This window comes from Pedobacter sp. FW305-3-2-15-E-R2A2 (genome assembly GCF_038446955.1).
GTDB lineage: Bacteria > Bacteroidota > Bacteroidia > Sphingobacteriales > Sphingobacteriaceae > Pedobacter.
Window position 1 is genome coordinate 43,571 of the sequence record NZ_CP151803.1, and the last position, 18,176, is coordinate 61,746.

The window sequence follows — 18,176 nt, forward strand, 5'->3', positions numbered from 1 at the left end:
ATGGATCTTAGAGAACTGTTTATTGTTGTGGTCTTGTATAAATCTAGGCTTGAAGAATCCAGGGCGATAAAGTCATTAGGAGATTGTATAGATGGAAGTGCAAACTTAATGGTATTTGACAATAGTCCTTATAAACAATATGATAACCATAATTTTAAATTGGGTAAATTTAACATTAGCTATTATTCTGACGAAGGAAACCCTGGTTTAAGTCGCGCATATAATCTGGCACTTCAATTAGCAGAGGAAGCGAGATTACCTTGGCTTTTGTTACTGGATCAGGATACTGCTTTTACAAATGAATACGTTAGAGAGGTTGAACGTTTATCTCATAATGAGCTTCCTGGATCAGTTGTGGGAATTATACCGCATGTAATTTCCTTACAGAATCATAAAATAATAGCCCCTACAAAACCTTCTTTGGGGGGGCTTTCCAATGCTGTTAACTTGCCAGCCGGTATTGTTAATCAGCAAATTACCAGTATAAACTCCGGAACTATATTAAGGGTCTCTTATATGAGCTCCATTAATGGATTTTGCCAAAAGTACACCCTGGATATGTTGGATCACTGGTATTTCCGGAAGATATTTCAAGACGAAAAAAGCATTTATATGTTAGGTAGCTCTATTTATCAGGACCTATCAGTGGTTGGAGACTTTGAAGCCAATGTTTCTCTTCTTCGTTACCAGAAGATGCTAGAGGCAGAACATAATTTCATCCTGGAAGAGGGGTTCCTTAGCTTGGTTGTTTTTAAAGTGAGGATCTTCCTGAGAGCCCTCAAGCAGCTTAGGTATAAGAATAATCAATATTATAAATCTACTTTCAAACAATTCTTTAAATTAGTATAGCTAAGATTTAATTAACAAATTGCAAGGGAATGATAAGACGAAGTGATCTCAATCTGCTATTTTTACTTAAGCTACTATTTATTCCTATTCTTTATGAATTAGTTATTGGGGGAGGTGGGCGTTATTTGGAGCTTGGTCCCTTGTCTTTTAGAATGCTTTTTTTTGGTCTTTCATTAGCCATCTCATTCGTATATTATATGAATAAGGAAAGAATCAGAAAGGATGTTGCTATTATTATCATGTCATTTACTATCGTAACTGGTTTTAGCGCGCTGATAGGGGTTTTGAATGGCGCTGATAAATCCTTAATTCTTGCTGATCTTAAACCTTTACTGTTTTTTTATATATTGTTGTTTTTTTCTTTGGTAATTAAGGATATTGATGATATTAAAAGGACTAGTTTAATTATAAAAAGAGGTTCTGTATTTCTAGCTGGAGTTTATATTTTGGTGATTATATTGTTGTTTCTGGGAAGAATTGATTTTAATGCTTTTTATCAGAAACAGAATGAAATAGGAGAAGTGATGTTTAAAAATGACTCTCTTTTTTTTTATAAAGGCTTTCTTTATTTGTGTATTGGATTTTTCTTTTTTCTTTTTTCAAAAGAGAAATATAGCAAGCTGGCTTTATTACTTTTATTTGTATCAATCCTGCTTACATTAACCAGAGGATTTATTCTGTTTACTGCTTTAATTGCTGGGTATTACATATTTTTTATCAATAAAAATAACCTATTAAAGGGAGTAGTTTTTTTAGTAGGACTCGCCTCTGTGATTATAATCGCTCCAATATTTTTTAATGCAATAGGAGATAAATCTGATTCTGACAATGTCCGGTATATTCAAATGGCCCAGGTTTTTGCTGATATCAATCCATTGAGTATTTTTATTGGGCATGGATTTGGAATCGGTGTGCCAATCAGACCTAAAGGGATGGAGATGTCTTTCCTGGAAATCTTTCATAAACAGGGTTTAGTTGGGCTCGGTTTTTGGTTTGGAATGTTTTCCTATATCTTTTTGATGTATTTAAATATTAAAAATAAAGAATACAAAGAGCTGGCCCTTCCTTTTTTATTAAGCGTTGTGTTCGTTATTTTACAGTCTGGAACAAACCCTTATATGAATAATCCGATCGGATTAACAGTGATATTAATTACCATTGTCGTGTTCTCAAAATTATCAGAATTACAAAAAAAACAAATTAATGATTTCAGTCTGCATAGCCAGTTATAATGGCGAAAAATATATTAAAGAGCAATTATCTTCTATTTTGGTTCAATTAGGAAGTCATGATGAGATCATTGTTTCTGATGATGGATCTTCAGATCATACATTAAAGATTATAGAAGAATTTGATGACCAACGTATAAAAGTTGTTCTGAACAAACTGAAAAAAGGAGTAACTCATAATTTTGAAAATGCCTTAAATCATGCAAAAGGTGACATCTTATTCTTATCTGATCAGGATGATGTATGGTTGCCGGGAAAGGTTGAACTTTCTGTTAATGAATTGAAAGTCTATGATCTTGTGGTCTCTAACTGCATGGTAATCAATGAAAATAAAGAAGTGATTTTTGATTCTTACTTTAAATTGGCGAAATCTGGTAAAGGGTTTTTGAAAAATTTCTATAGAAGTTCCTATCTGGGATGTTGTTTGGCCTTTAAAAGAGATGTTTTAAATAAGGTTCTGCCTATTCCTAAATCTCTTTTGCTTTTCCATGATTGGTGGTTTGGCTTTATAGCTGAAGTTTGTCTTAATGTAAAGTTTATTGAGACTCCGTGCATGTATTATAGAAGGCATAGTGAAACTACCTCCAATACTTTATCCAAATCGGACCTCTCCTTTTACGATAAAATAAGGTATCGGTTTCAATTGTTATATCTGGGGTTTATTAGGATTATAGAAATTAAAACAAGATAATGATAGCGAAATTAATTTGGGCAATAAGAGCAGTTCTGTATAAACCTTTTTTTGGTAAAATTGGATTTCCTGGTTATATCGGCTCTCCTACCTTCTTAAAAGGAACAAGAAATATTTTTATTGGGCAGCGGGTCAGGATCTTTCCTAATATTAGGTTGGAAACGCATGGTGCCAATGGGAAAATTCATATAGAAGATAATGTTGCTATCGCTCAGAATGTTCATATTACTTCCGCTTCTCATTTGCTGATTAGTGCTTCAACGACTATTTTGGCAAATGTGTTCATTACAAATATAGACCATGATTATCAGGAAATAGGGATCCATATTATGGAGCAGGAGTATTTGATTAAGGAGACATCAATTGGTGAAAATTGTTACATAGGAATGGGGTCCTGTATCCAGGCGGGTACAGTTTTAGGTAAACAATGTGTAGTTGGAGCGAATTCAGTAGTAAGGGGAGTATTTCCTGATTACTGCGTTATTGTGGGGGCACCAGCGAAGATTGTTAAGCGATTCAACGCAGAAAGTAGGGTTTGGGAGAAAACAAAACCGGATGGAACATTCCTCCAACAGTAATGTAATCTAAAATAAGACGTTTATGAATGATTTATCAGGTAAAAATATAATACTCTTTTGTCCGAGATTTTTCGATTATGAAAAGGAAATTAAATCTGTTCTGGAAAATTTAGGAGCGAATGTAATTTGGTTTGATGATCGTCCATCTAATGATTTTTTCTCCAAAGCAATTATTCGGGTAAATAAAAACTTTCTTTCCAGGAAGATTGATGCCTATTATGAAGGCATAATTGATGAAATATCAAGGACAAAACTTCAAATAGACTATATCCTGTTCGTCAATCCTGAGTCGATAAACGTCAAAAGTATTGATTTAATAAAAAAAACATTTTCTAAGGCGCGGTTGATTTTGTATATGTGGGATTCGTTCAGGAATAGGAAGAAGAATATTGAATTACTCCCCTTCTTTGATTCAAAGTTTACTTTTGATCCTAAAGATGTCAAAGATTATGGTTTGGAATTCAGACCCCTTTTTTTTATAGATAAATATAGGGCCGTAGAAAAAAAGGCAAAGTATGATTTACTTTTTATTGGTACGGCACACAGTGACCGATATGAGTTTGTTAAAAGGATTCTATCGGACCTAAATTATAAACTGATTGCGAAAACATATTTTTTTCTTAGCAGTAAGTTACTTTTTTTTGTGAAAAAGTTGACAGACAAGGACTTTAGTAGGGTAAAGTATAAAGATGTATCCTTTAAATCTTTAACTCATTTGGATAATGCAGATTTAATGTCGCAGTCAATGTCTATACTGGATATTAATCATCCTCAGCAAATTGGATTGACAATGCGTACTTTTGAAACACTGGGAGCTCAACGTAAACTCATTACCACGAATCAAGACATTAAGAATTATGATTTTTATAACGAGACTAATATTTTAGTTGTGGATAGAAAAAAACCTGTAATTGGAGAGGATTTCTTTTTGAAGCCATTTGAACCATATTCTTCAGAAATGCTGTTTAAGTATAGTATTCAAGGATGGATATCCAGCTTATTTAATTTAAAATGATATTACTTACAGGAGCAACGGGCTTTTTAGGAAAGACCATTATTAAAGAATTAGGCCCAGCTGTTTCTGCAAGTGTGGGGCGGTCTGACTCTACTTTTAATGTTGACCTTTCTAGGGATATTGCCAGGATTACTGGTCAATATGAAATTGTAGTTCATGCAGCAGGAAAAGCACATTCTGTGCCGAAGAATGCTGATGAAAGGCAAATGTTTTTTGATGTGAATGTAACTGGTACAGCTAACCTGTTAAAAGGCCTCGAACAATTAGACGTCTTACCTAAGGCTTTTGTCTTTATTAGCTCCGTGGCTGTTTACGGTATGAATACAGGAAATGCCATTGATGAAAACTCTCCATTAAATGCCGTTGACGCCTATGGTAAGAGTAAAATTGAAGCAGAGATAATAGTTTCAAACTGGTGTTTAAAACATGGAATCGTCTGTTCTATATTAAGACTTCCATTGTTAGCCGGGCCTAATCCTCCCGGAAATCTGGCGGCGATGATTAAGGGGCTAGAGAAGAACTATTATTTTAATATTGCCGGTGGAACGGCTAGAAAGAGCATGGTGCTTGCAAGCGACGTTGCCCTTATCATTCCTGTGGTTGCTAAAATAGGAGGAATTTATAACTTAACGGATGGCTGTCATCCATCTTTTTCCGAACTTTCTATTAAAATCGCTGAACAGCTTGGAAAGGCTAAACCAATGAATATTCCGTATGGAATTGCTTCGTTAATTGCTAAAATTGGAGATTTGCTTGGTACAAAGGCTCCTCTAAACTCTAATAAGTTTAAAAAGATTGTTACCGATTTGACTTTTGATGATCGTAAAGCAAGAGAATTATTAAAATGGAGTCCAATGCCAGTGTTAAAAGAATTTTTAATTGAATAAATACCTTTATAGCTTTCGAAAAAGACTTGGAACAAAATAATGGTACTGTATTTGTGTACAGGGTAGCAAATTAAGATCCCAAATAAATTGGTTGAGCATAAGCAGGTTGGTCCTTAACATAGGAGGACTCGTATTTTAAGTAAATTATATAAAAATGATAAATAGTAAAACGATAATTATAACCGGTGGTGCCGGCTTTATCGGCTCTCATGTTGTGCGCAGATTTGTAAATAATTATCCTGATTATAAGATAATAAACCTGGATAATTTGACTTATGCAGGTAACTTGGCAAATTTAACAGACATTCAGGATGCGCCTAATTATTCTTTCCAAAAAGGTGATATTACCGATGCAGTTTTCATTGATGCACTTTTTGAAAAAGAGAAACCCTATGCTGTAATACATCTGGCAGCAGAGTCTCATGTAGACAGGTCTATTAGTAATCCTATGGAATTTGTAATGACCAATGTTATCGGCACTGTAAATTTATTGAACGCAGCTCGTAAATCATGGGAGGGAGACTATATTAATCATCGCTTTTATCATGTAAGCACAGATGAGGTCTATGGTGCTTTAGGTGAAAGTGGTATGTTTACTGAAGAAACGAGCTATGATCCACATAGTCCTTATTCCGCATCTAAAGCAAGCTCTGACCATTTTGTCCGTGCTTATCATGACACTTATGGACTGGATGTGGTTATCTCTAACTGTTCTAATAATTATGGATCTCATCATTTTCCTGAAAAATTGATTCCATTAGCAATTAATAATATCAAAAATAATAAGCCTGTACCTGTTTATGGCAAAGGGGAAAATGTTCGTGACTGGCTTTGGGTGGAAGATCATGCTCGTGCTATTGATGTGATTTTTCATAAAGCTAAAGCTGGTGATACCTATAATATCGGTGGACATAATGAATGGAAGAATATCGATTTGATTCGCTTGCTTTGCGAAATCTTGGATCAGAAATTAGGTAGAGAATCAGGGGCGTCTGCTAAACTGATCACTTTTGTAACTGATAGGGCCGGACATGACCTTCGTTACGCGATAGACTCTACTAAACTTCAGAATGAATTAGACTGGGTTCCTTCGTTACAATTTGAAGAAGGATTAGAGAAAACGGTTGATTGGTATTTGCAGAATGAAGAGTGGTTAGAGAATGTAACTTCCGGCAATTACCAGGATTATTATAAAAATCAATACAATAGTTAATAATGGAAATACAAGAAACAGCGTTAAGAGGATGTGTTATCATAAAGCCTAGGGTCTTCGAAGACGAACGGGGATATTTTTTTGAAAGCTTCAATACTTCCAGTTTTGAACAAAAAACAGGGATGTCTGGCAGTTTTGTACAGGATAATCAATCTTTTTCTTCTTACGGCGTAATTAGGGGATTACATGCTCAACAAGGTGAGCATGCCCAAGCTAAATTGGTAAGGGTATTACAAGGTGAGGTTTTAGATGTGGCAGTGGATGCCAGACCTGACTCTCCAACCTATGGTCAGCACGTTGCTGTTCGTTTAAGTGCAGCAAATAAATTGCAGTTATATGTTCCGAGGGGATTTTTGCATGGATTTGCAGTATTGAGTGAAACTGCAGAATTTTTCTATAAATGTGACAATTATTACAATAAAGAATCTGAACGAGGTATACATTTGGCCTCTCCGGAATTAAATATAAATTGGTTGATTGAAGAGGATAAGAGAATTATTGCAGATAAAGATCTTTTGTTACCCTACTTTTCGAAAAAATAAAAATGATAAAAGAAAATAAAATCCTCGTATTTGGAGGAGCCGGACAATTAGGTCAATGTATAGCCAGGGTAAGTCAGGAGCAAAATCTGAAGTCTATATTGTTTTTGGATGAAATAGAAGGGAATATTTTAGATTTCGGTTGTCTTCAAAGATTGTTTGATAAAGAGAAACCTGATTTTGTTGTCAACTGTGCGGCTTATACTGCAGTAGATAAAGCTGAGGATGAGGAGACGTTATGTGAAAAAATCAATAAAGATGGTGCCGCCAATTTAGCCAAATTTTGTGCTGAATTTGGAGCAACACTTATTCATGTTTCTACTGATTTTGTTTTTGAAGGAAATATTCCAAAAATCTTAAATGAAGAGGACACTACCAATCCAATAAATATCTATGGTAAGACCAAGCTTGAAGGAGAACAGGAAATATCAAAGCTATTGGAAGCTCATTATATCCTGCGTACAAGCTGGTTATATTCGGAGTATGCAAATAATTTCGTTAAAACCATGCGCAAGTTAGGTTCGGAACGTGATGAATTGAGTGTAATTGTAGATCAGGTCGGTACTCCTACTTATGCAATTGATCTTGCTGAGGCTATACTAAGTATTATACACCAGAATAAGGCTCTTTATGGAACTTATCACTTCAGTAACGAGGGGGTGACGTCATGGTATGACTTTGCTAAGGGAATTTTTGAGATTAGTGGTATAATGATAAAGCTAAATCCAATTCCTGGATCTGCTTATCCAACTAAAGCCAGTCGCCCTGCATTCTCCGTTATGGATAAAACAAAAATTAAGAATGCATTCAATCTGTCAATTCCATATTGGAGAGACAGTTTGGTGAGATGTATTGAAAAACTAAATCAACAATAAATGAAAGGAATAATTTTAGCAGGTGGAAGTGGTACTAGGCTGCATCCATTAACTTTAGTAATGAGTAAACAGATGATGCCGGTTTATGATAAGCCAATGATTTATTATCCATTATCTACACTGATGCTTGCAGGAATAAATGAAATTCTAATTATTTCGACACCCCACGATTTACCAAATTTCGAAAAATTGCTTGGGGATGGCAGTACATTAGGCTGTAAGTTTACGTATGCTGTTCAACATGAACCTAACGGTCTGGCTCAGGCTTTTGTAATTGGAGAAGAGTTTATTGGTGGTGATAAGGTCGCGTTAGTACTTGGCGATAACATCTTCTATGGTGATGGAATGGCTAAATTATTACAATCCAGTTCTAATCCGGATGGAGGCGTTGTATTTGCTTATCAGGTTTCTGATCCTGAACGTTATGGTGTTGTTGAATTTGATAAAGACAATAGCGTAATTTCAATAGAGGAAAAACCGGAAAATCCTAAATCCTCTTTCGCTGTTCCCGGGTTATATTTTTATGACAATGATGTTGTAGAAATAGCCAAAAATATTAAGCCTTCACCTCGCGGTGAGTATGAAATTACTGATGTAAATAAGGAATATTTAGAAAGAGGCAAATTGAAAGTCGGAGTTTTAAGCCGGGGTACGGCGTGGTTGGATACAGGAACTTTTGCTTCATTGATGCAAGCTGGTCAATTTGTTCAGGTGATTGAAGAACGTCAGGGACTAAAAATCGGATGTATTGAGGAAATTGCTTATAGAATGGGATTCATATCTGCTGAGAAACTTAAAGAGATCGCTTTGCCATTAGTTAAAAGTGGTTATGGAAGCTATTTATTAAAACAGATTAAATAGGGGAATGTTGTACCTGATATTGGTTCCTCTTTTCTTTATTGTAATGATCTTATATTTTCGGATTGCGGATCATTACAATATCATTGACCATCCAAATGAAAGAAGTTCCCATACTGAAGTAACTATTCGGGGGGGCGGAGTTATTTTTCTGTTTGCTGCGTTAACAGGACTGGTTATACATGCTGATTTCTGGATGCTTATTCTTGGTTTGTTCATCATAGGTACGATAAGTTTTATTGATGACAGGATTACTTTATCTGGAAAAATCAGAATCCTGTTTCACCTGCTAGCTGTTACTTTATTGTTTCTTTTTCTGGGCACTTTTGATGAATTTTCCTGGTGGATATCTGTAGCACTTTATATTATAGTTATCGGAATCATTAATGCATATAATTTTATGGATGGCATTAATGGAATTACAGGTCTTTATAGCCTTGTAGTCCTGGGGGGCATTCAATATGTTAATTATTACGTTATCAAATTTATTGAGCCCGATATGATCTGGTTGCCTATGCTGGCTGCTATCGTTTTTCTCTTTTTCAATTTTAGAAAAAGAGCGAAATGCTTTGCTGGAGATGTTGGAAGCGTTACAGTCGCTTTTTGGATTATTTTTCTGCTACTAAAATTAATCATCATTTCAGGAAATTATTTGTATATCTTATTCCTGGGCGTTTATGGGGTTGACACGGTGCTAACGATTATTCATCGGTTAGGGTTAAAACAAAATATTTTTGATGCGCATCGCCTACATTTCTACCAAATTCTGGCTAACGAACAAAAATGGTCACACTTGCTGGTGTCCACCATGTACGCTTCAATACAATTAGGCATTATTGTTGCTATTATATTTTTACCTCTCAATTTTGTATCGATGTTTTTGGTGATCATATTGCCCCTGGTTGGAGCGTATGTAATAATTAAACCTCGTATAATGACTAAGAAATAACAAATTATGGTGAAAAATTACTCGATGTATTTAGTGGGAGTCCTTAATGAGAACAACCGATTTTTTAAAAAAGATGTTCTTCATTCTGGAATTAGGATGAAGAAATTACAAGTCTTTTAATATACCAACAAATAGGGATTAATTTTTGGTTTAATTATTGTTAATTTTGACATTACTAAAAACAAGCTATGTTTGCTAGATTAGAAATAGTTTCCCGGTGGATTATATTCACGATCGATGTGTGTCTCTGTATAGTTGCATTGGTCTTGGCTAAAGTCTTAAAGAATAATTTTATTATAGCTAATATAGATCCCCTAACACTATATAAGTCTATAGTAATTTCCGTTGTGATAAATGCTTTGGTGTTTTACAATGTGAAAACTTTTGCCGGTATTGTCCGTTACACCAGTGCTCAGGATTCTTTCCGTATTTTATTCTCAGTTGTTCTAAGCTGCTTGGTTTTATTTTTCACCAATGCATTGTTTATTATCTCAGGAGCAGGCGCTTTTGTCAGCAATGTTTCCATTATTATTTATTCTCTTATTAGTTTTTTATTCCTGATTACTTATAGAATAGTGGTCAAGTACTTTTTTATGTACTTAAAGAATTCCAAATTAGACAAATTGAGGGTGATCATCTATGGTGCGGGAGAAGCCGGGGTCGCAACAAAACGGACTTTTGACCACGATGCTAAGGTGAACAAGACCATTATTGCATTTGTTGATGATGACTTACGAAAGGTTGGTAAGACGATTGATGGAGTTAAGATATTAGATGCCGCGCAGTTAGAAACCTTGATTATACAGCACGAGGTGGAAGAAATTATCTTTGCTTCCTATACTATCCCTTCAGACCGCAAGAATCAGGTGGTTGATGTGTGTCTGGAAAACGATGTGAAAATTCTGAACATCCCATCGCCAGAGGTATGGGCACGTGGCCAAGTAACCACTGCACAAATTCAGAATCTTAATATTGAGGATCTTTTAAACAGAAAAACTATCCAGATTGACATTAATGGGATTCAGGAACAACTGAAAGACAAAAGAATCTTAATCACCGGAGCTGCCGGTTCAATCGGAAGTGAAATTGTAAGGCAACTTTTAAAATTTGAGACAGGCCTGATTATATTATGTGATCAAAGTGAAACTGCGTTGCATAACATCTATCTGGAATTAGAAGAAACTCATGTAAACACTAATTTTCATGCTTTCATAGGTGATGTAAAAGACGAAAAAAGGATGGAGTTTTTATTTGAAACCTATAAGCCTCACTACGTATATCATGCTGCTGCATATAAGCATGTGCCTTTAATGGAAGATAATCCTGCAGAAGCGATCAAAACAAATGTACTTGGAACCAAAACTATTGCCGATAAATCGGTGAAACATGGTGTCCAGAAATTTGTGATGATTTCTACAGATAAGGCTGTAAATCCCACCAATGTGATGGGTGCCTCTAAAAGAATTGCCGAAATTTATGTACAGTCACTAAATAATTCACTACACAATAATGAACACATCTTTAGTAATGGACTAAGCTATATAAATGACCTTCGGGTAAAGCCAATTACTAAATTTATTACTACAAGATTTGGGAATGTATTGGGATCCAATGGTTCGGTGATTCCAAGGTTTAAACAGCAGATCGAAAAGGGTGGCCCGGTTACGGTAACTCATCCTGAAATTACCCGTTACTTTATGACCATACCGGAGGCTTGTCGTCTAGTTCTCGAAGCAGGTTGTATGGGAAAAGGTGGTGAAATTTTTATATTTGATATGGGGAAATCAGTAAAAATCGTTGAATTGGCAAAGAAGATGATCCGACTTGCTGGATTAGTCCCAAATCAAGATATTAAAATTGCTTATTCAGGTTTACGTCCTGGTGAAAAGCTATTCGAAGAACTTTTAAATGATAACGAAAACACCATGCCGACGCATCATGAAAAAATTATGATTGGAAAGGTGAGGGAATATAATTTTGGTGACGTACAGGATCAATTGGTAGAGCTTTTTAAATATGCATTATCTGATAATGTAACCAAAGTGGTTCAGAAGATGAAAGCCATTGTACCTGAATTTAAAAGTAAAAATTCTATATTCGAAGAATTAGATGTGTACGCTCAGGAAGTACCTGACGAGCATAAATAGATAAAGATCTCCATGAATTCTAAAATAAAACACTGCTTCTGGATAGGAGCCCTCGTTTTTGCATGCTCTACTGCAACGGCTCAAACACCCAATGTTAACATTCCATATTCTTATCAGTTTTATCAGAAACTCAATAAGTCTGTTTACGACATTAATAGCCGTTCTCACTCTTCGATTAAAGGCTTTTATTCGGATGATTCATTATTGGTTCGTCGTTTTGATGGGCTAATGCAAATGGGGACAGATTCTCTGAACAAACGCTCTTGGGTAAGACGAAAGATCACTGAAGAACATTTATTCAATTTCAAAGGAGACGATTACGAGGTATATGGTGATTTTTTGCCTGATTTTCAGATTGGACGTGAATTCAATGAAAGCAAAACTACCTGGCTGAATACAAGAGGTTTTCAGGTTGGAGGAAAAGTTGGTAAGCAGTTTTCGTTTTACATGAATGGATTCGAAAACCAAGGCGTTTTTGCGAATTATCTAAACGATTTTATTAATAAGAATCAGGTTGTTCCCAGTCAAATGACAGGGAAACTAAGTAAAGATACTAAGGACTGGTCTTATGTTACGGCCTTACTCTCATTTACACCAAACAAGCATCTTAATGTTGCTTTGGGATATGATAAGAACTTTATAGGCGACGGCTATCGCTCAATGCTGCTCTCTGACGTAGCCGCTAATTATTCTTTCCTAAGGGTTAGAGCGACCTTAGGAAATGTGCAGTATCAAACCATATTTGGTTACATGTTAGACCCTGGTGCTACAAAATTAACCACTGATCGACGTCTTGGTGATCGTGGAAAATGGGCTGCAATGCACTATCTTGATTGGAATGTTACCAACCGCTTATCACTGGGGTTTTTTCAAGCGGTAACCTGGGCTGATGCAGAAGTGGAAGGGAAAAGAGGTTTCGACTTTAATTATGTTCATCCTTTTATATTCCTTCGCTCAGTTGAAGGCGCGAATACGACTTCTCCAGATAAAATGCGTTTAGGTTTAAATGCCAAATATGAGGTACTGGATAAGACCACTGTTTATGGACAATTCATGATTGATGAATTTACTGCAAAAGAGTTTTTTGGTAATAAAGGATATTGGGCGAACAAATGGGCTTTACAAATCGGTTTCAGAGGGTCTGACCTCTTTAAAGTTGAAGGTTTAAACTACCTTGCCGAATTTAATACGGCAAGACCATACACTTATGCTCATTTTGATCGGGTATCTAATTATGCGGCAATGAATCAACCTTTAGCTCACCCTCTTGGAGCTAATTTTAGAGAAGTTTTAGGTATTATGAACTATACCTATAGGAGATTTGATTTTCAAGGACAACTAATGTATGCCAGGTACGGTCTGGATCCCGAGGGAACTAATTATGGACAGGATATTTTTAAACCATATGATAGCCGGGTTTCTAATTATGGAAATAGCATTGGACAAGGGCTTAAAACTAATTTATATTTTGCCGAAGGCCGTGTTTCCTACCTCCTGAATCCAAAATATAATCTTCGTCTCGAATTGGGTGGGGTATATCGTAGAGAAAGCAATATAACGACTAAAAATACCGGATTAATCACTTTTGGGTTACGTAGTACTTTTAGAAACTTATATCAGGATCTTTAGCGACTACATCGCCTTACTTTAAGGATGCAGTATCTTTTTATACTATATCATTTAAATAGTTAATATCGCATAATACCAATTGGAATGAATATTTTTAACAAAATAGCTAAGTTCAACAGAAAATTATATATTTATTATAGGCGAGTTGTTACAAATACGTATTATAAATCTTTGCTGGTTGAATTAGGATCAAAAGTAATAATTGAATCTCCTTTATTAATGACCTGTGAACATATTAAGATTGGTAATGGCGTTTATTTGTGGCCAAATTTACGTATCGAGGGTGTTTCAGATTATTTAGAACAGAAATTTAATCCGTCAATTGAGATTGGGAATGATGTATCAATACAACAAAATTTGCACCTGACCTGCGCAGGACAAGTTATAATTAAAAAGGGTACTGCTATTGCCGCAAATGTTACAATAACAGATATTATTCATCCATACCTTGATATAGATACTCCACCTAGTAAACAATATTTGGAGATTTCAAATGTTACTATTGGGGAATTGTGTAATATTTATAATAATTCAATTATTCTACCAGGTGTAACATTGGGTAGAAACTCAATCGTTTCTGCGAATTCTGTTGTTATGAGCGGAGTTTATCCCGACTATGCTGTCCTTGCTGGAGCTCCGGCTAAGATAGTGAAGAGATATTGCGTCGAAACCCGACGATGGAAAAAAACCAACTTTGATGGAACATTCCTCACCCAAGAGGATGTTTAATATTGTTTATTTTGTAAACCCAAGCTTATAATGATCTGGCACTTATGTCAACATGTATCATATTGGAGGCTTACTGATCTTCTACCTAAACAAACTTATTTAACACATCAACCACCCGGTATATCTGTTCCGGATCATGAGCAAACGAACAAGGCAGACTTAAAGTGGTCGCATGAATTTCAGAAGAGATCGGAAAATGCAAATTATTCATGGTTTTAAGCGCTTCCTGTTTATGAGGAGCTACCGGGTAATGGATTTCTGTTCCAATTCCTGCATCTTGTAGATACGCCTTAATTCTATCCCGTTCGGAATGTCTTATATTGAATATATGATAAACATTCCCAAAATCTTCAGCAACTACTGGTTTGATGTAGGATTTATCCAGGTTTTCAAGATAGATCATCGCTAGCTTTTGCTTATGCTCATTAATTCTGTTAAGATATGGCAGCTTGATTCTTAAAAATGAAGCCTGAATTTCATCCAACCTGGAATTAAACCCTATGATTCCATTGTGGTATTTCTTTTCAGAACCATAGTTTCTAAGTTGACGAAGCTTCTCATAATCTTGACTGGACTTACAAATAATTGCCCCTGCATCGCCTAATGCACCGAGATTTTTAGTTGGGTAAAAACTAAAAGCGCCGAAATCTCCAAAAGTGCCGGCCATCTTTCCTTTGTAAGTTGCTCCGTGTGCCTGGGCACAATCTTCTATGATCTTTAAATTATGGCTTCTGGCAATAAGAAGGATTGGATTCATGTCGCAACATTGTCCGTAGAGGTGGACAGGCATAATAGCGACGGTTTTCTTTGTAATTGCAGCCTCTATTTTTTTTGGATCAATATTGTAAGTACAGATGTCGGGTTCAACAAACACCGGAACAAGGTTGCAATGCAATATGGCAAGAATGGTGGCTATATAAGTGTTGGATGGAACAATAACTTCATCCCCATCCTGAAAGTTACAGCATTTCAACGAAAGTATAAGTGCATCAAGACCGTTGGCTACTCCCACTACAAATTGTTCCTGGTGAAAATCAGCAAATTCTTTTTCAAACATAGAGACTTCATCTCCAAGTATATACCATCCTTTATCTAGAAAATCTGAAAACCGCTTTTTAAGCTCATCTTCAAAAGAACGGTTTAATGTTTTTAAATTTTCATAAGGAATTTTCATAAGGCTCATAAAGATAGTCTTTCGGATCGAATGCTGTGGGAGGAGAAATAAAGAGCCTTCTATCGGGATCGAACCAATGACCTACTGATTACAAGTCAGTTGCTCTACCAGCTGAGCTAAGAAGGCTTTTATTATGACATCAAATGCGATAAATATCGCCTGATGCTCTGGTGAGGCCACAAAAGTAGAAAAATATTGTTTTCTGGCAAATTATTTTTTAAAATAATTTAACCTTTCCCAAATGTGGTGTATTCTCCTTTTGCTTTTAACTTTTTTAACCTCGGTCCTTTATGCCTGGAGGTATAAAAACGGAGTGCTTCTTCAAGTATGACGGGCTGGGGGGTAATCTTATGCAACGCTATAAAATCCCTGTAAATTTCTACGGCTAGTTTTGGCAGGTCAAAATACGATGTATTGATCATTAATAGCAATAGGGCTTTTACCCGTTCTGTATCAATCATAAATTTCACTACGTTTTTGGGAATCTTCGATTCATCCAGCAGGTATAACTTTTTCAGTTCGCCATAAAGGCCTACCTTCTCAATCAGGAGCTGTTGTTTTCCTTTAACAACGGAATGTGTCACCTTAACTGTAATCTCGTCCTCAATGAGCGCTTTTGCTGGCAATAGCCTCCACAAAGGCTGGTCATAGAAAATATGACGTATGAAATTGATCTGATCCAGGTCATATACGGATATACTTCGCTGCGGGAGTGTGTAAATTCCTGTTTCAGGATCTTTAAATACCGTTCGGGAAGTAATCTTTAATGTTGGATTTTCTATTTCTTTCAGGTACAGCGGAACCTCATCCATCAGAAAGGCCATATCTGCAATCCAAAAACCCCTTGCGATTCTTCGTCTCCAGACGTTATAAATGATCTCCAGATCTATGGCGTAAACATTGTAGATGAGTACGGTCTGCATATTTAATTTAAATTTCCTTAAATATGCGGACTATTTCGTAAATAGTAAAATCTGGGGCGTAACTTAGCGGGTTTTATTCTTGAGACGGATGTTCTTCAGTGTTGTTTTTTTTGTAATGGTAGGTATCTGGTTCTCCGGTTTTATGTCTGATGAGAATCCCTTCATCAGAAAGCAGGTTTAACCGGTGACTAAGTGATTTACGAATGAAGCTTTTTCCAAATAACCGGATACAGTTGGCTTCAATTTCATCCAGATTTACCAATCCCCTATCAAAAAATCCTGTGGTAATTAGTGTGAGAATAGCATTCTTTGGCCCGATTTCTTTTACGCTTGGGTTGATGACTTTAATTGTCTTTTTCCTCGAAAGAATTGGCTTTTCAGGAACAAGGTCATGGAGGTTCAGCAGGGTTTTATTTTTTCCTTTGTCAGGTTTTTTTCCAGACAGCTGAGATTTATCCTTTACGGTTTGATTAATGGCTTTGACGATTTTATTCAGATGCCCCAAGGTATACTTAGCCGTTAATCGTGGGTTCTCGGCATTTGAAATATAACCTTCGGCAATTCCCGCTTTATTTTCAAGTGTCCTATGGGAAATCTCTTGTTTTTCGCGGGCTTCTTTGACTTTATTGATCGTCTCTAAATCAGCAGCTTTTACCGTTGAAGGGTGCCACTTTTTATCTTTTTTGGCCATTGCGCAAGAAATAGCCTTTGTAAAGACTATTTTCAGTTGAGATATTGGTGTAATTGAAAAAAAGAAGCCGTACTGGTGCTGTAAACCAATCTTTTAGAGGGTGCTACCTGAAATGGAAATTAATAATTGGTAAATTCCTGAGAATTATAACAACAAGATACGGAAACTAAAGACTAATATTTTTTATATATTAGTTAATATCCTTTAATTCAGGGTTTTGTCGACATGATTTGGAGATAATCGATCCTGAGTGGTAATTAAAGGGAGATTTAAAATTGTGTTTTGAAAGTACTTTTTTCTTATAAATGAAAAGACCGGCAATTTTGCCGGTCTTTTCATTTATATCAATAAGGAGAATGATCGTTAAGGAAGGATATAGCTGACTACAACAGGAAGATGGTCTGAAGCAATGATGTTTTTGAGTACCTGATGGGAAACTACTTTAAGGGGACTACCTTTTTTTAATAGAATGAAGTCTATCTCTTCTTTTGGGTTAACCTCCGGAATGGTGGGATCGCAATTCTCTCTGCAACTCCGGTTGAAATGTTGCTCCAATATTGCCATTGCCGGATTTGTAGCCTCAAAGTTAAAATCCCCGGCAAGGATAACGGTTCCTTTTCTTGAACCTAGAATCTTGTTGATCTCTGCAACCTGAAGTAAGCGATGTTCTTCTTTTAAGTCAAGGTGTGTACAGGCGAAATCTAACCGCTGTCCACTGGGCAGGTTTACATTCACGACGGCCAGGCTGCGGGCCTCGGCAGGCAGTCCTTCTTTAGAAGGTAGGGGGAAACGTTCTGTATGGTTGATCTTAAACCTGGAAAGAATGGCCACGCCATATTCGCCCCCGTCAAAATCTATCCCTTTGGAGAAGAAAGGATGCATTCCTGTTAACGCTGCGAGTTCTTTTACCTCGTCAACCCCATTTGCTCTACGGGTCAGCACATCCAGTTCCTGGAGGGCCACAAGATCTGGCGCCTGATTGTTGATGACATCAGCAATGGCTTTCAAATCAATTACCCCGCTTTGCGCAGGTGGATTTCCATGATGAATGTTATAAGTCATCACTTTTAATGTTTTTGTTCCGGGTTGTGCAACTGTGCTGAATGCGTACATAAAAAGAAAGCAAAGGGTACCTGAAAATGGGAAATATCGTTTCATAAAATGCTGGATTTCTATGTTTAAAATTAATGCTTTATTTTG

18 protein-coding genes and 1 tRNA gene are annotated in these 18,176 nt (G+C 36.2%); 14 read left to right on the forward strand and 5 right to left on the reverse strand.

All coding sequences use genetic code 11. The features are described from left to right. The 14 genes from AAFF35_RS00155 (at position 1) to AAFF35_RS00220 (ending at position 14,188) form a co-directional block, all read left to right on the forward strand. Positions 1 to 849, forward strand: coding sequence for a hypothetical protein (locus tag AAFF35_RS00155; protein WP_342330327.1), 849 nt, complete (start codon positions 1 to 3; stop codon positions 847 to 849). 29 nt (positions 850 to 878) lie between these two features. Beyond that, complete coding sequence (locus AAFF35_RS00160; protein WP_342330328.1) at positions 879 to 2,081, forward strand: hypothetical protein; 1,203 nt, start codon at positions 879 to 881, stop codon at positions 2,079 to 2,081. Next, positions 2,053 to 2,769: a glycosyltransferase family 2 protein gene (locus AAFF35_RS00165; RefSeq protein ID WP_342330329.1), complete on the forward strand. Its 717-nt coding sequence runs from the start codon at positions 2,053 to 2,055 to the stop codon at positions 2,767 to 2,769. Before AAFF35_RS00160 ends, AAFF35_RS00165 begins: the two co-directional genes overlap by 29 nt. Then, on the forward strand, positions 2,769 to 3,347 hold the full coding sequence (locus tag AAFF35_RS00170) for a DapH/DapD/GlmU-related protein (protein WP_342330330.1): 579 nt from the start codon (positions 2,769 to 2,771) through the stop codon (positions 3,345 to 3,347). The genes AAFF35_RS00165 and AAFF35_RS00170 overlap by 1 nt, the downstream gene beginning before the upstream one ends. A gap of 22 nt (positions 3,348 to 3,369) precedes the next feature. Next, positions 3,370 to 4,362 (forward strand): hypothetical protein, encoded by a 993-nt coding sequence (locus AAFF35_RS00175; RefSeq protein ID WP_342330331.1) that lies wholly within the window; start codon positions 3,370 to 3,372, stop codon positions 4,360 to 4,362. Next, positions 4,359 to 5,249, forward strand: a complete 891-nt coding sequence (locus AAFF35_RS00180) for an NAD-dependent epimerase/dehydratase family protein (RefSeq protein ID WP_342330332.1) — start codon at positions 4,359 to 4,361, stop codon at positions 5,247 to 5,249. Before AAFF35_RS00175 ends, AAFF35_RS00180 begins: the two co-directional genes overlap by 4 nt. A gap of 154 nt (positions 5,250 to 5,403) precedes the next feature. Further along, entirely contained in the window at positions 5,404 to 6,462 is a 1,059-nt protein-coding gene (rfbB, locus tag AAFF35_RS00185; RefSeq protein ID WP_342330333.1) for a dTDP-glucose 4,6-dehydratase, read from the forward strand. 2 nt (positions 6,463 to 6,464) lie between these two features. Beyond that, positions 6,465 to 7,004: a dTDP-4-dehydrorhamnose 3,5-epimerase gene (gene rfbC, locus AAFF35_RS00190; RefSeq protein WP_342330334.1), complete on the forward strand. Its 540-nt coding sequence runs from the start codon at positions 6,465 to 6,467 to the stop codon at positions 7,002 to 7,004. 2 nt (positions 7,005 to 7,006) lie between these two features. Then, the gene (gene rfbD / locus AAFF35_RS00195) at positions 7,007 to 7,876 is read left to right on the forward strand and encodes a dTDP-4-dehydrorhamnose reductase (RefSeq protein WP_342330335.1); all 870 of its coding nucleotides are present in this window, start codon (positions 7,007 to 7,009) and stop codon (positions 7,874 to 7,876) included. Then, positions 7,877 to 8,737 carry a glucose-1-phosphate thymidylyltransferase RfbA gene (rfbA, locus tag AAFF35_RS00200; protein ID WP_342330336.1) on the forward strand — a complete coding sequence of 287 codons (861 nt, stop codon included), beginning with the start codon at positions 7,877 to 7,879 and terminating at the stop codon, positions 8,735 to 8,737. A gap of 4 nt (positions 8,738 to 8,741) precedes the next feature. After that, a complete protein-coding gene (locus AAFF35_RS00205) occupies positions 8,742 to 9,683 on the forward strand; it encodes a glycosyltransferase family 4 protein (protein ID WP_342330337.1) in 942 nt (313 codons plus the stop codon). A gap of 188 nt (positions 9,684 to 9,871) precedes the next feature. After that, positions 9,872 to 11,830 carry a nucleoside-diphosphate sugar epimerase/dehydratase gene (locus tag AAFF35_RS00210; RefSeq protein ID WP_342330338.1) on the forward strand — a complete coding sequence of 653 codons (1,959 nt, stop codon included), beginning with the start codon at positions 9,872 to 9,874 and terminating at the stop codon, positions 11,828 to 11,830. A 12-nt stretch (positions 11,831 to 11,842) separates the two neighbouring features. After that, the gene (locus AAFF35_RS00215; RefSeq protein ID WP_342330339.1) at positions 11,843 to 13,459 is read left to right on the forward strand and encodes a gliding motility protein RemB; all 1,617 of its coding nucleotides are present in this window, start codon (positions 11,843 to 11,845) and stop codon (positions 13,457 to 13,459) included. A gap of 84 nt (positions 13,460 to 13,543) precedes the next feature. Then, a complete protein-coding gene (locus tag AAFF35_RS00220; RefSeq protein WP_342330340.1) occupies positions 13,544 to 14,188 on the forward strand; it encodes an acyltransferase in 645 nt (214 codons plus the stop codon). A gap of 85 nt (positions 14,189 to 14,273) precedes the next feature. Here the strand turns inward: AAFF35_RS00220 and AAFF35_RS00225 are convergent, their stop codons facing one another. From AAFF35_RS00225 to AAFF35_RS00245, 5 genes are all read right to left on the reverse strand, one after another. Further along, positions 14,274 to 15,371, reverse strand: a complete 1,098-nt coding sequence (locus tag AAFF35_RS00225) for a DegT/DnrJ/EryC1/StrS family aminotransferase (RefSeq protein WP_342330341.1) — start codon at positions 15,369 to 15,371, stop codon at positions 14,274 to 14,276. A gap of 44 nt (positions 15,372 to 15,415) precedes the next feature. Beyond that, positions 15,416 to 15,488: transfer RNA gene (locus AAFF35_RS00230), tRNA-Thr, on the reverse strand. A 101-nt stretch (positions 15,489 to 15,589) separates the two neighbouring features. After that, the gene (locus AAFF35_RS00235) at positions 15,590 to 16,285 is read right to left on the reverse strand and encodes a hypothetical protein (protein WP_342330342.1); all 696 of its coding nucleotides are present in this window, start codon (positions 16,283 to 16,285) and stop codon (positions 15,590 to 15,592) included. Between the two features lie 73 nt (positions 16,286 to 16,358). Beyond that, on the reverse strand, positions 16,359 to 16,976 hold the full coding sequence (locus AAFF35_RS00240) for a helix-turn-helix transcriptional regulator (protein WP_342330343.1): 618 nt from the start codon (positions 16,974 to 16,976) through the stop codon (positions 16,359 to 16,361). A gap of 363 nt (positions 16,977 to 17,339) precedes the next feature. After that, positions 17,340 to 18,134: an endonuclease/exonuclease/phosphatase family protein gene (locus AAFF35_RS00245; RefSeq protein ID WP_342330344.1), complete on the reverse strand. Its 795-nt coding sequence runs from the start codon at positions 18,132 to 18,134 to the stop codon at positions 17,340 to 17,342. Positions 18,135 to 18,176: the final 42 nt, after the last annotated feature.